Source organism: Lysinibacillus sp. NPDC093688, from assembly GCF_050280145.1.
Classification (GTDB): domain Bacteria; phylum Bacillota; class Bacilli; order Bacillales_A; family Planococcaceae; genus Lysinibacillus; species Lysinibacillus xylanilyticus_B.
This window is the reverse complement of the sequence record NZ_JBNNUX010000010.1, coordinates 20,697-34,797: the sequence shown is the minus strand read 5'-3', so window position 1 is coordinate 34,797 and position 14,101 is coordinate 20,697. Positions and strand designations below refer to the sequence as shown.

11 protein-coding genes are annotated in these 14,101 nt (G+C 33.5%); all 11 read left to right on the top strand.

Annotation, left to right across the window (positions count from 1 at the left end; genetic code table 11):
• Nucleotides 1-119 precede the first annotated feature (119 nt).
• Entirely contained in the window at nt 120-1,850 is a 1,731-nt protein-coding gene (locus ACQKN2_RS10285) for a phospho-sugar mutase (protein ID WP_427414898.1), read from the top strand.
• Between the two features lie 451 nt (nt 1,851-2,301).
• Nucleotides 2,302-3,027: a YveK family protein gene (locus ACQKN2_RS10280; protein WP_427414897.1), complete on the top strand. Its 726-nt coding sequence runs from the start codon at nt 2,302-2,304 to the stop codon at nt 3,025-3,027.
• 29 nt (nt 3,028-3,056) lie between these two features.
• Nucleotides 3,057-3,713 carry a CpsD/CapB family tyrosine-protein kinase gene (locus ACQKN2_RS10275; RefSeq protein ID WP_427414896.1) on the top strand — a complete coding sequence of 219 codons (657 nt, stop codon included), beginning with the start codon at nt 3,057-3,059 and terminating at the stop codon, nt 3,711-3,713.
• Nucleotides 3,714-3,805: 92 nt separating this feature from the next.
• Entirely contained in the window at nt 3,806-5,113 is a 1,308-nt protein-coding gene (locus tag ACQKN2_RS10270; protein WP_427414895.1) for a glucose-6-phosphate isomerase, read from the top strand.
• A 453-nt stretch (nt 5,114-5,566) separates the two neighbouring features.
• The gene (locus ACQKN2_RS10265) at nt 5,567-6,805 is read left to right on the top strand and encodes a glycosyltransferase family 4 protein (RefSeq protein ID WP_427414894.1); all 1,239 of its coding nucleotides are present in this window, start codon (nt 5,567-5,569) and stop codon (nt 6,803-6,805) included.
• A gap of 1 nt (nt 6,806) precedes the next feature.
• Entirely contained in the window at nt 6,807-7,865 is a 1,059-nt protein-coding gene (locus tag ACQKN2_RS10260; RefSeq protein WP_427414893.1) for a polysaccharide biosynthesis protein, read from the top strand.
• Nucleotides 7,825-8,934 carry a capsular polysaccharide biosynthesis protein CapF gene (locus ACQKN2_RS10255; protein ID WP_427414892.1) on the top strand — a complete coding sequence of 370 codons (1,110 nt, stop codon included), beginning with the start codon at nt 7,825-7,827 and terminating at the stop codon, nt 8,932-8,934. Before ACQKN2_RS10260 ends, ACQKN2_RS10255 begins: the two co-directional genes overlap by 41 nt.
• 2 nt (nt 8,935-8,936) lie before the next feature.
• A complete protein-coding gene (gene wecB, locus ACQKN2_RS10250; protein ID WP_427414962.1) occupies nt 8,937-10,061 on the top strand; it encodes a non-hydrolyzing UDP-N-acetylglucosamine 2-epimerase in 1,125 nt (374 codons plus the stop codon).
• A gap of 2 nt (nt 10,062-10,063) precedes the next feature.
• Complete coding sequence (locus tag ACQKN2_RS10245) at nt 10,064-11,305, top strand: glycosyltransferase (RefSeq protein WP_427414891.1); 1,242 nt, start codon at nt 10,064-10,066, stop codon at nt 11,303-11,305.
• 182 nt (nt 11,306-11,487) lie between these two features.
• On the top strand, nt 11,488-12,819 hold the full coding sequence (locus ACQKN2_RS10240) for an O-antigen ligase family protein (protein ID WP_427414890.1): 1,332 nt from the start codon (nt 11,488-11,490) through the stop codon (nt 12,817-12,819).
• Nucleotides 12,816-14,087, top strand: a complete 1,272-nt coding sequence (locus ACQKN2_RS10235) for a glycosyltransferase family 4 protein (protein ID WP_427414889.1) — start codon at nt 12,816-12,818, stop codon at nt 14,085-14,087. Before ACQKN2_RS10240 ends, ACQKN2_RS10235 begins: the two co-directional genes overlap by 4 nt.
• Nucleotides 14,088-14,101: the final 14 nt, after the last annotated feature.

Sequence of the window (14,101 nt, the reverse complement as noted above, 5' to 3'; positions counted from 1 at the left end):
GTGTTTGAAATATCAACCAAAATCATTTTTTTCTTTCTATGCTAGTAAGGTTCTGTATGCTTTTATGATGATATATGTAATATGTATAAACGAAAGTAAAGAAGGTGTTAGTGAGTGTAATGGAAAAAATAATCGTTCTGGAACGTTTTAAAGCTTGGCAAGCGGCAGATATCCCCGATTATTTACGAAAGGATCTGCAAAGTATTGAGGGAGATAGTAAAGAAATAGAGGAACGCTTTTATCAATATATGCAGTTTGGTACTGGTGGGGTGCGTGGGTTACTGGGCGCTGGAACAAATCGTATGAATGTGTATACAATTCGTCGTGTAGCGTATGGTCTTGCTCGTTATGTTACGTCGTTTGGTGAGGAAGCGAAGCAGCGGGGTGTGGCAATTGCCTATGATACACGTCATTTTTCATATGAGTTTGCACTTGAAACAGCATGTGTATTAGGTGCGGTAGGTGTACGAAGTTTTGTTTTTAGTGAATCTCGTCCAACGCCAGAACTGTCGTTTGCGGTACGCCATTTAGGGACAGTGGCAGGGGTTGTCATTACAGCGAGTCATAATCCAAAGACTTATAATGGCTTTAAAGTATACGGAGAAGACGGGGCGCAGCTAACATCGGTCGGTGCAAATGCGATTGTGTCTTATATGCATGAAATTGAAGATTTGTTTGCTGTTGAATTGACAAATTTTGAACAGCTACAATTGGATGGAATAAGTACGTTTATGTTAGATGAAATCGATGAAGCTTATAGTGCGTGCTTGTCTTATTTGCAGGAGCGAAGTGATGTGGAAGTGGCGAAAGATTTGAGTATTGTGTACACACCTCTACATGGGGCGGGCTTAGTACCGATAATGCAAGGACTGTCAGCTTTGGGCTTTAGTGAGGTAACTGTAGTAACTGAGCAGGCAGCGCAAGACGGAGCGTTTCCGACAGTGTGCTATCCGAATCCTGAGGACGTGGCGGCATTTAAACTAGCGATGATGCTAGGGAAAGAGAAAGAAGCTGAATTACTATTAGCGACAGATCCAGATGCAGATCGACTAGGTGTGGCTGTCCGTGATGGGGATGGCTACAAATTATTAACAGGGAATCAGCTTGGTGCGTTGTTGCTACAGTATATTTTGCAGGCGAAATCTGAAAAAGGGACGCTTACGCCTAATAGCGTAATGTTGAAAACAATTGTTACGTCGGAGCTTGGCGCTGCTGTGGCGAAGGCATTTGGTGTAGCAACAGTAAATACGTTAACTGGCTTTAAATATATCGCTGAGAAAATTGAGCAATTTGAACAAACAGGAGAGCATTCATTTGTTTTTGGATATGAGGAGAGCTACGGTTATTTAATCCAAAAATTTGTACGGGATAAGGATGCGGTGCAAGTGGCACTTGCCACAGCAGAAATGGCTGGTTATTATGCCAAGCAAGGCAAGACATTGTTGCATGCGCTGGATGATTTATACGAGCAGTTCGGTTATTACAAGGAAGCACTTGAGTCACATGTGTTTGAGGGGCAAGCTGGGCGAAAGCAGATGAAGGGAATTTTAGAAAGCTTCCGAGCAAATGTACCGCTTACACTAGCCGGTGTTGAAGTTGTAAGTGTGGAAGATTATTTAAGTGGGGAAGCAAAACTTGCAGACGGCTCTATTGAAGTATTAAAGTTGCCAAAAGAAAATGTGCTGAAGTATATGTTAGCGGACGGTTCCTGGGTAGCTATTCGTCCTTCTGGTACAGAACCTAAATGCAAATTTTACTTTGGGGTAGTAGGGAAAAATCGTGATGTAGCAGCCGACAAACTACTACAGCTTCAACAGGCAATTAACCAACAAATAGAGGTATTTTTATAGATATTATTTAATGAAAGTGGTTCTTCCATACAAATCGGAAGGATCGTTTTTTTTTTGAAAATAGTCCTAAATATGTTGCAAGTTATTTTTATTATAAGTTGGTTGAAGAAAATTCACTAATGAAATAATGATAGGCTCAAAATTATTATGAGGAAAAGGTCTTAGAATAAATTAAGGAGCGCAATAATATAATCAAAAGTGAAGAGAAGGATAAAAAATCTCTCGGTACGATTTTATATAACGTAATTTAACTTCCTTCAGCAATGTTTTCTGTAGCGAAAGTGAACCGGCAGTTACAAATGTCTTTTGTCAGGCCTAAGCACAAAGCTGATTCAGGACGCAATTATGCCGAGGCATAATTGATTGTTAGCTTTTTAAAATGGAAAGGCACAGTAGCGACATATTTTTTGAAAATATACTAACAGGGTACTCGGATAAGGGGTGAAGGTCATTGGAGACAACAATTACTTTACAAGACTTATTGACAACAATTCGAAAACGTTGGTTCCTTGTTCTAAGCTGTACAGTTATTGCAAGTGCAGCAGCTGCAATCATTAGCTACTATGTATTAACACCAATCTATCAAGCAGAAACGCAAATATTAGTAAATCAAAAAAGTTCTAATATCGAACAATATCAATGGGCGCAAAATAACGAAACAGATTTACGATTAATAAATACGTATAATGTCATCATTAAAAGCCCTGTAATATTATCGAAAGTCATAGAAAAACTTGAATTAGATAAAACCCCAGATAGTTTAGCGGAACAAATTACAGTATCGAGTGCAAATAACTCACAAGTTGTAAATATTATAGTTATGGACAAACAAGCATCTAAGGCCGTGAAAATTTCGAATACGTTAGCAGATGTCTTTAAAAAGGAAATCCCTATATTAATGAATGTTGATAATATAGAAATTTTATCAGTAGCTAATCAAATAGATAATCCTAAACCAGTAAAACCAAATAAGCTACTAAATATTATTAGTGCAACTGTTGGTGGTTTAATGCTGGGAATCATTTTAGCTTTTTTACTAGAGTTTTTGGATAAAAGGTTTAAATCGGCGCAAGAAATAGAAGAAATATCAAATTTACCGATTATTGGTTTTGTCGGAGTGATAGATCTGGAAAAAGAAAATAAATCCATGAAATCGCGTAGAGTGAGGAGGAACTAACCATATTTGGTTTGAAAAAAAGTAAAAAAATGAAAACTTCCATGGCACGTAAACTAGTAACAGATTCAAAATCAATCATATCTGAACAATTCCGAACGATGCGCACAAATATTCGATTTTCTTTGCCAGATCAAGAAATTAAATCACTACTTGTTACTTCATCTATACCGGGTGAAGGTAAATCCACAAATGCTGCAAATCTCGGTGTTGTTTTTGCTCAAGAAGGTAAAAGAGTTATCATCATAGATGCCGATATGCGTAAACCAACTTTACACCATACGTTTAATACTTTAAATACCAGTGGATTGTCAGATGTGTTAACAAGGCAGGAGATTTACTTTAATGTTATTCAAAAAACACCAGTGGAAGAGATAAGTATTATCCCAAGCGGACCACTTCCACCAAATCCGGTTGACCTACTATCATCGAAGGCAATGGAAATACTTATGCAGGATTTAAGGAAGGATTATGACATCATTATTTTAGATGCACCTCCATTATTATCAGTATCAGATGCGCAAATTTTATCTAATAAATGTGATGGTACTATATTAGTTGTGAATATGGATTTAGTACAAAAAGTAGATGTTTTAAAAGCAAAGGCTACGCTTGTTTCTTCAAAAGCTCAAATTTTGGGGATTGTACTGAATAATGTTAAAACACCTAAGAACCATTATTATTATTGATCATATCGTTCATAGAAAAAAGGCGTTGATGCTGAAATAGAGGACTTTTATGCATTAACAATTTATTCAAACATACGAAATGAGGTCATACGGTGAGGAAGCAATTTTTGCATACAAACATTCTAAATTATGACCTAACTACGATTAATTGGTCACGTTATACAAATAATGTAGAAGAAATCCACAGATATTTAGAACTGGCAGAGGATATTCCGACTGGTTGGCTTCATGCACCGCTTGAAGCTTATGATGCATTATTTGTTCATATTGAAAAGACAGCGCATGAAATTCGTAGTTTTGCAGATGTACTTATTGTCATCGGAGTGGGTGGTTCTTTTCTAGGTGCCCGTGCGGTGCAAGATGCCTTGACACCTTATTTTGGTGCACATCATGATGGAATTGAAGTAATATATGTAGGGCAAAATATGAGTGGAGCTTATATGAAGCAATTACTGGAAAGTATTGAGAATAAGAGTGTATACGTGAATGTTGTGTCAAAATCTGGCGGAACGATGGAACCAGCACTGGCGTTTCGAGTTTTACGTCAGTATATGGAATTACATTATGGGGAAAAAGCAGCTGAACGTATTATCGTCACGACAGACGCCAAAAGAGGACTATTAAAGAAAATAGCTGATGCTTCGGGCTATCGACAATTTGTTATACCTTCAAACATAGGTGGTCGTTTTTCGGTACTAACTGCTGCTGGTCTTTTGCCAATGGCAGTTGCAGGGGTTGATATTTATAACTTAATGTCTGGAGCGAAGGTAGCGGCATTAGAGTTTAAAGAATCAAGACTTGAATATAATGAGGCGTACCGATATGCGGTGTTACGTCATGCATTATATGAACAGGGATACAAAATTGAATTGCTTGCTTCATTTGAACCGGCCTTAAATAAGTTTCATGAATGGTGGAAGCAACTGTTTGGTGAGAGTGAAGGTAAAGACAGAAAAGGTCTTTATCCCTCTACAGTAAATTTTCCAACAGATTTGCATGCAATTGGCCAATTTATACAGGAGGGTAGCCCGATTTTGTTTGAAACATTACTTCACTTTCATGAAATTGGGGATGATTTGGCAGTACCCTATGATGCACGCAATGAGGATGGACTAAATTATTTAACGAATCGAACATTTAATGAAATAAACGCCATTTCTAAAGAAGGCACAGCACGTGCTCATTCAGAAGGAAATGTCCCAGTTATACAGTTGGAATTACCAAAGCTAGATGCTTATCATATAGGCTATCTAATTTATTTTTTTATGAAGGCATGTGCAATGAGCGCCTATTTACTAGGTGTCAACCCATTTGATCAGCCAGGTGTAGAAACATATAAGCTTAAAATGATGGAACTTTTACAAGAACATAAAGTGTCGTCGAAATATAGTGAGTATTAGATTTATATTAAAATACACCATATTTCTCATTGTGAAGATGCCCTAAAAGTATTTTATGACTTTTAGGGCATTTTTGTAAAAAATACATTCTTGTTTAAACGTATTCTAAAAAGTTAATAAATTCAATATTGATATCCGATAGTGTTTGTTTACAGATTTGCACATTAGTTTATAGGTTAATGATTTCAGATAGAAAGGAATATAGATATTGTACAAGCATATATATTCAATTATAACAATGTGCGTTATCGAATAAAATGAAATGACTAATTTTTTTAAGTAAGTAGCATTAAGATTAATTCTAATCTATATAACAAATATTTTATTAATTATCAAAAGTCGGGATTAAATAAAGTGCTTGATAAATAGTGTAAGGTTGGGCGAGTAAAGCTGACACAATTATTTAAACATATGGATTAGTGAGTCATGTGAGTTAAAAGTAGGGGTGATTTTTTGAGGAATAAGAAAGATGTATTGTTTTTGTGCCAGTATTTTTATCCTGAATATATTTCGTCGGCTACACTCCCTTTTAACACTGCAGTGGCTCTTAGTAAGGCTGGTTTTACTGTCAGGGCATTGTCTGGGTATCCGAAAGAGTACAACTTAACAAATAATGTCCCGTTGCAAGAGACCTATGAAAATATTGAGATAAGTAGACTAAAATATATCCAACTTAAACGTAGTAATTTCATCGGACGATTAATTAATTATTTTTCTTTTACATTTTCTGTAGCCTTACGTTTTAGACAATTGGGAAAGTATGAGGCAATAATCGTTTACTCAAATCCACCAATATTACCGTTAATAGCAGCTCTTGCTAATAAGTTTTTTAACACAAAAGTAGTGTTTGTCAGCTACGATGTATACCCAGAAATAGCTTACTTTACAAACACTATTTCCGAAGATAGTGTCATTAGCAAAATGATGAAAAGAGTTAATAAATTTATTTTTAAACATATAAATACAGTTGTTGCTTTATCGAATGAAATGAAAGACTATCTACTAAAACATAGAATAGCATTAAAAAAACACCAAATTGAAGTAATCCCTAATTGGTGCGAGGATAAAGCATTCTCTAATGGCACTAAAGCATATGAAAATAAACTATTAGAATCCATAAAAACAGATGAAAATCTGGTCGTATCTTATTTTGGTAATATGGGAATATGTCAAGATTTGGATCCGATTTTGGAGACAATCCGCCGATTAAAAGATGAAAAGAACGTCCAATTTCTTTTTGCAGGACATGGAAATAAAATGGATAAATTAAAAGAGATTATAGAAACAGAGAACTTGAATCATGCACGTGTTTTTGATTTTTTACATGGACATGATTTTCAAAAGGCTCTTAGTATCAGCGATTGTTTCATTGTAAGTTTATCGGATGGATTGACTGGTCTAGCTGTACCAAGTAAAACCTACAGTTATATGATGGCTAGTAAACCAGTAATCGCTATTATAGGAGCGAATTCTGATATAGCTAGAGATTTAATAGATCATAATGCAGGATACGCTATGCAAGCAAAGGATAGCGCCAAACTAGTAATTTTTATTAAAGAACTCCTTGATGATAGGGAGAAGCGAGAATATATGGGGGAGAATTGTAGGAAGTTATATCTTGAGAAATACACGATGGAAAAATGTACTCGGAAATATGTGAATCTTATGCATAAATTACTGGGGGAACAATAATATGTTTAAAGACAAAATATTATTAATAACTGGCGGTACAGGTTCATTTGGAAATGCAGTTATGAAGAGATTTTTAAATACCGATATAAAAGAAATTCGCATTTTTTCAAGAGATGAGAAAAAACAAGATGATATGAGAAAAGTTTACAAAAATGAAAAATTGAAATTTTATATAGGCGATGTAAGGGATGTATCGAGTTTGAAAAATGCTATGCACGGTGTAGATTACATTTTCCACGCTGCTGCGCTAAAACAAGTTCCATCCTGTGAGTTCTTTCCATTAGAAGCAGTGAAAACTAATGTAATTGGAACAGATAATGTTCTGACTGTGGCAATTGAAAGTGGTGTAAGAAAGGTAATTTGTTTGTCGACAGATAAAGCCGCTTATCCGATTAATGCAATGGGCATTTCAAAAGCAATGATGGAAAAGGTGATTGTTGCAAAAGCAAAAACAGTTGATCCAAAACGAACATTAATATGTGGTACTCGCTATGGAAATGTAATGGCTTCACGCGGTTCTGTTATCCCATTATTTATTGACCAAATTAAAAATGGCCAAGCACTAACAATTACAGATCCACAAATGACTAGATTTCTAATGAGTCTTGAAGAAGCAGTTGAATTAGTATTATTTGCATTTGAGCATGCCGATGCAGGAGATATTATGGTGCAGAAATCGCCTGCATCAACTATTGGTGACTTGGCTCAAGCAATTAAAGAATTATTTAAAGTGGAAAATGAGATAAAAGTTATAGGTACACGACATGGGGAAAAACTTTACGAAACACTATTAACACGTGAAGAGTATGTGGTTGCAGATGACTTTGAAGGTTTCTATAGGGTACCTGCTGACACTCGTGATTTGAACTATGATAAATATTTTTTCGATGGAGATAAAAAATTGTCTACTGAAGAAGAATATAATTCCCACAATACAAATCGTTTAACTATTGAAGAAGTAAAAGAGAAATTGTTGAAACTGGATTATGTGAAAGAAGAACTGAAAGGTTGGAATGCCAATGAAGATACTCGTTACGGGTTCAAACGGATTTATAGCTAAAAACCTCATTTCAGAGTTAAAAAGCAGAGGTTATTCAGATATTTTCGAGTTTTCACGAGAAACAAATTTAAATTTACTTGATGAATATTGTAAAGAAGCAGATTTTATTTATCATTTAGCGGGTGTTAATCGTCCAAAAGAAAATGCAGAATTCATAAAAGGGAATTTTGAATTTACCCTATATTTGTTAAATACACTTAAAAAGTACAATAATAATTGTCCGATTATGATTTCTTCATCCACACAAGCACAATTAGATAATCCTTATGGTATGAGTAAAAAAGCAGGAGAAGACCTATTATTTGAACATAGTATGGAAACTGGAACAAAAGTTCTTGTTTATCGTTTGCCAAATGTTTTCGGGAAGTGGTGTAAACCAAATTACAATAGTGTAATAGCTACTTTTTGTCATAATATAAGTCGTGATTTACCGATTACGGTGAATGATAGATCGATAAACTTAAGTTTAGTCTATATAGATGATTTAGTCGCAGATTTAATTAATGAATTGCATGTTTGTGAAAATCAAGTAACAGGATTTTGTGAAATTTCGGTTGTTCATAACATTTCTTTAGGTGAGGTTACGGACTTAATTTATTCTTTTAAAAAGAGTCGAGAAGAACGTTCGATTCCTCATATGGCAGATGTTTTTACAAAGAAATTGTATAGTACGTATTTAAGCTATTTACCAAAGGATCAATTTAGCTACGAACTTAAAATGAATATTGACCAAAGAGGATCCTTTACGGAGTTTATAAAAACAGCTGATCGAGGTCAGGTTTCTGTTAATATTTCAAAACCCGGAATAACAAAAGGCAACCATTGGCATCATACAAAAAATGAAAAATTTTTAGTAGTTAATGGCCATGGCGTTATACGATTCAGAGATATCAATTCAAAAGATATAATTGAATATTATGTTAGCGGAGAAAAACTAGAAGTAGTTGATATTCCAGTGGGATATACACATAACATTGAAAATCTAGGTGATACAAATTTGGTAACTATAATGTGGGTGAACGAAGTATTCGACCCAGAGAAGCCAGATACAATCTATTTGGAGGTGTAACTATAAAAAGACTAAAAGTAATGACCGTCGTTGGGACTCGTCCAGAAATTATTCGCCTATCTGCAGTCATAAATAAATTAGAAGAATCAAATGCAATTGAACATACACTTGTGCATACAGGGCAAAATTATGATTACGAACTAAATGAAGTTTTCTTTAATGATTTTAATTTAAAAAAACCCGATTATTTTCTTAATGCCGCTAGCGGAACTGCAATTGGAACAGTTGGAAATATTCTTATAAAAATTGAACCTATTTTAGAAGAAGTTAAACCAGATGCATTTTTAGTATTAGGGGATACGAATAGTTGTTTATGTGCGATAGCAGCTAAGAGAAGGCATATCCCTATTTTCCATATGGAGGCTGGAAATCGGTGCTTTGACCAACGTGTACCAGAAGAAACAAATAGAAAAATTGTCGATCACACAGCTGACATTAATTTAACATATAGTGATATCGCAAGAGAATATTTGCTAAGAGAGGGGTTACCAGCAGATCGAATTATTAAAACTGGAAGCCCGATGTTTGAAGTCCTCAACTCAAGAAAAGCTGATATTGAGAATTCAAATGTACTGGAGAGATTGAAACTTGAAGAGGGAAAATATTTTGTAGTTTCAGCCCACAGAGAAGAGAATATTAATTCTAAAAAAAATTTCCTGGATTTAGGTGAGAGTTTAAATGCGGTTGCGGAAAATTACAATATGCCTGTAATTGTCAGTACACACCCTAGAACTAGAAATATGATTGAAGCTAGTGAAGTAGAGCTAAACCCTTTGGTAAAAACGTTGAAACCATTAGGGTTTAATGATTATGTAAAACTTCAAATTAAATCTAAAGCAGTGCTGAGTGATAGTGGAACGATAAGCGAAGAATCTTCGATACTGGGGTTCAGAGCGCTTAATATTAGGCAGACCCATGAAAGACCAGAGGCGATGGAAGAGGCATCAGTAATGATGGTAGGTCTTAGATGGGAACGGATATTGCAAGGATTAGAAATTTTAGAGACACAGGAAAAGGATACTTTAAGAAATGTAGCGGACTATAGAATGGCTAATGTATCAGATAAGGTACTACGAATAATTTTGTCTTATACAGATTATATTAATCGCATTGTTTGGGGGAAGTAGAATTGAACAATGATTTAGAAGTTATATTTTTGGGCGGATTATTTCCTAAAGAAAAAGAGATGGAGATTTTAAAAAATTCAATAGGAAATATCCAAAATGCTGCAAATAATCTTCAATGGGCAATTGTTGATGGATTAGATTTGAATCTACATGAGCCAACAACCATTATTAATTCAATGTATATTGGCTCTTTCCCTAAACGATATAAGAGTTTAACTATTGATACGTTTAAATTTTCACATACGGGTTCTGATTCTTTAAAGGATATCAATGTAGGATTTGTTAACTTAACTGGAATAAAACACATTAGTAGATATCTTTCGTTAAAACCATATTTAAAAAAATGGGCAGCATCACCTAATGGCAAAAAAAAAGTAATTATTGCTTATGCAATGACCTCTACTTTCGCCAATTTGTTAAAATTAGTGAAAAAAATCAATACAACTGTAATAACTTGTATGATTGTACCGGATCTGCCACAGTATATGACTTTAGAAAAAAATAATGAGTTTTATAATGTAATGAAAAAAATAGAAATAAAAAGTATTAAGAATGATATGAAATATATTGATGGATATGTAATTTTAACAAAACATATGCGAGAAGCCTTAAAAATAAAAGTTCCAACAGTTGTAATAGAAGGTATATCTACAAGTTTATTTGAAAATATCGATAGATTACCGATTGAAAAAGGGATTAAAAGCATTTTATACAGTGGTGGTTTGATAGAAAAATATGGTGTAATAAATTTAGTTCGTTCTTTCCAAAAACTGTCTGGAGATCATTATAGACTGATTATATGTGGAGCAGGTAATGCAGAATCTGAAATAATTCAAGCAAGCCAGATCGATAAAAGAATTATATTCAAAGGATTATTGAAAAGAGAAGAAGTATTACAACTTCAAAAATCAGCCACTATTCTAGTTAATCCTAGGCCTAATAATGAGGAATATACTAAGTTTAGCTTTCCTTCAAAGATTTTAGAATATATGTCTTCGGGCACACCTGTAATTTCGTATGAACTGGATGGAATACCTAGCGAATACTATGACTATATCTACCCAGTTTCTAAACAAGAGGATGGTCTTTTTATAACGCTAAAAGAAGTATTATCCAAACCTGATGATGAGTTAGCAGAAAAGGGGTTAAGAGCAAAAGAATTCGTATATAGTGAAAAAACAAGCGCTAAGCAGGCAGAAAAAATACTAAATTTGATTCGTAGTATTGATAGAGCTAAACAATAAACCTAAATTTTCTTATGTTTACTCAGGAAATAGATCTTTAATAATCCTGCTAATCGAGCATTATTGAATGTATTTTCTTGAATTTAACCGAAATACTTTAGGAAACCATGTAAATCAGTTGATATTTATTATTAGCAAATTGCAAATTCAAACTAAATATTTTGTATATTAAGGATGAACTTATGATAAATATGAATAGGATTTTAATTAATAACGATAGTAGTATTTTACTGTATCGAGTGAATCAAATTGCATGTTTGATGATGTGTATGTGGATTGCCATCCCATATTTTAGGGTCAGAGTGGGAGTAGCCTTTTTGTTGATTATGTTTGGAATTTGGATAATAACAACCGATTTAAAATGGCTGACAAAGAAGTTGACGCTAGATTTATTCTTAGTTGTCGTTTTTTTTGCTACTTTTATTCCTTATATTGTTAGTGGGAGTTTACAGTATGGTGAAGCTGGACCAAATATGATTAGAGTGAATTTCCCTATTTTTTTTGTGGGAATATTTATTAATCATTATTATATGTACTATAAAGAAGATTATAAAGTATTAGGAAGAATAGCTTTTTTTTCTTTAGTATTTTTCACGATCGGGTCTATACAAACATATATCGGATTATTAAAGTATCCAATGGCTTCTAGAGAACTTGCGGGTGCAGTTGTTAATAATCCTGTATTAGGTATGCTCTATAATAAACTGGGAATTGGTGGATTTGGACATATTTACAGTGCTAGTTTTTTACTAGTAGTTTCCTTATATCTATTAATAAGAAAAAGCGCTTTGATTACGATAAAAGAGAGAATTCTAGCTTCAATAACAGTTATTTCAATTTTTCTAATGTTACTTCAGGCTTCTTATGCCACATCCTTAATCATAATCTTTCTAGGCTTTTTGTTAGTTTTGTTTGTTAGAAATATAAGTAGTTTCATCATTTCTATAATAGTTGCAGGCACTTTATTCCTAATAGTCCCAAAAAATATAGTGAATCAATTTTTATTAGAAATTTCATATTTTTTTAGTGGGAATTTTATATTAAATGAAAAATTCAGCGATTTAGCTAACACGTTTTTATTTAATACTGGGGATGGACAAACAGGAGATAGAATCATATTGTATAAAAATTCCCTTCATACATTTTTTTCGAATCCCTTATTTGGTATATACGGGCCATTTGGTAATTTAAATGCTGGGTCCATAGGAGGGCACTCGGGGTGGTTAGATTTACTAGGCTATTACGGATTGTTTACAGTAATTCCATTGTTTTTAACAATTTTTTTTAACTTTAGAAAACATATGAGATTTTATAAGAATACCAATTTTTATGGTTTTATTATAGTGATTTTTTTCTTAATTTTAGTATTTGGTCTGATTAATCCAATTCTTTATGTGTATGAAATTGGTTATGTTTTATTTTGCATAGTCCCTGCAATTCCTTTTATAGGGTATGCATTTAATAATAATAAAGTAGAACTAAATCGAAGTTTGAAAGAGGGGATGGAAAAATGAAAATTTTGTGGCTAACAAATATTGCGATGCCTGAAGCAAGCAAGTTAATGGATCAGCCACCAATCCCCTTTGGAGGTTGGTTAATAAACATGTCAAAGGTCCTCACAGAACAAGAGAATATTGAACTTTCAATAGCTTTTCCAAAATTGAATTCAAAAAAAATAGAGCAGCTTAATGGAAAGGTAATTAAATATTTTGCATTCCCGATTGTACAAAAAAAAAATAAAGCTTTAAATTATGAAAATATATATCTTAAAAGCATTTTGAAAGAAGTCCAGCCAGATTTAGTACATATTTTCGGAACAGAATTTGCTCATTCATTAGCAATGGTAAATGCTTGTAATGATTTAGGGATTAGGAATGTGATCAATATTCAAGGCCTTACTTCTGTTATTGCCAAGCATTATACGGCGAATTTACCTTTGAACATTCAGAAAAAATTTACTTTTAGAGACTTCATTAAACAAAAAAATATAATCCAACAAAAAAAGGAGTTTGAAAAAAGAGGATTAATCGAGATTGAAGCAATTCAAAATACTAATCATATAATTGGACGAACTACATGGGATTACGCATGTACCATGCAAATAAATCCAAATGTAAACTATCATTTTTGTAATGAAATACTAAGGGAAGAGTTTTACAAAAATAAGTGGACTTTTAATAATTGTGAAAGACACACTATATTCATGAGTCAAGCGGCTTATCCAATTAAAGGGCTACACTATATGCTTGAAGCTTTACCTTTAATTATAATGAAGTATCCAGAAACAAAGTTATATATTGCGGGTCCGGATATCACAGCATCAAACAGCATAAAAGAAAGATTGAAAAAAACTTCATATTCAAAATATATTACTATGTTGTTAAAAAAATATCAATTAACAAATTATGTGTTTTTTACAGGACTTCTTGATGAAAAAAAGATGTGTGAGAGGTTTTTAAAAACGAACGTATTTGTTTCCCCTTCCTCAATTGAAAATGAATCAAATTCATTAAGTGAAGCTAAGATACTAGGTGTACCATGTGTTACATCTTTCGTTGGGGGAGTTATAGACAGAATTGATAATAAGAATGATGGTTTTTTTTATCCAGCTGATGCACCATATATGTTGGCCTATTATGTGTGTGAAATTTTTGGAAGTGAAGATTTGGCTAATAAATTTTCAGCAAACGCAAGAAAACATGCCCTACAAATGCACGATAAAGAAAAAAATCTTAATACACTTTTAAAGATTTATAATGAAATTTCTAGCAGTCATTGCTGAAAGTAGAGTTGAGA

Bases quoted from the DNA above. Each gene is read 5' to 3' on its own strand.
- ACQKN2_RS10260 (WP_427414893.1), top strand. From the start codon at position 6,807: ATGTTTAAAGACAAAATATTATTAATAACTGGCGGTACAGGTTCATTT.
- ACQKN2_RS10240 (WP_427414890.1), top strand. From the start codon at position 11,488: ATGATAAATATGAATAGGATTTTAATTAATAACGATAGTAGTATTTTA.
- ACQKN2_RS10255 (WP_427414892.1), top strand. From the start codon at position 7,825: ATGAAGATACTCGTTACGGGTTCAAACGGATTTATAGCTAAAAACCTC.
- ACQKN2_RS10285 (WP_427414898.1), top strand. From the start codon at position 120: ATGGAAAAAATAATCGTTCTGGAACGTTTTAAAGCTTGGCAAGCGGCA.
- ACQKN2_RS10235 (WP_427414889.1), top strand. From the start codon at position 12,816: ATGAAAATTTTGTGGCTAACAAATATTGCGATGCCTGAAGCAAGCAAG.
- ACQKN2_RS10275 (WP_427414896.1), top strand. From the start codon at position 3,057: ATGAAAACTTCCATGGCACGTAAACTAGTAACAGATTCAAAATCAATC.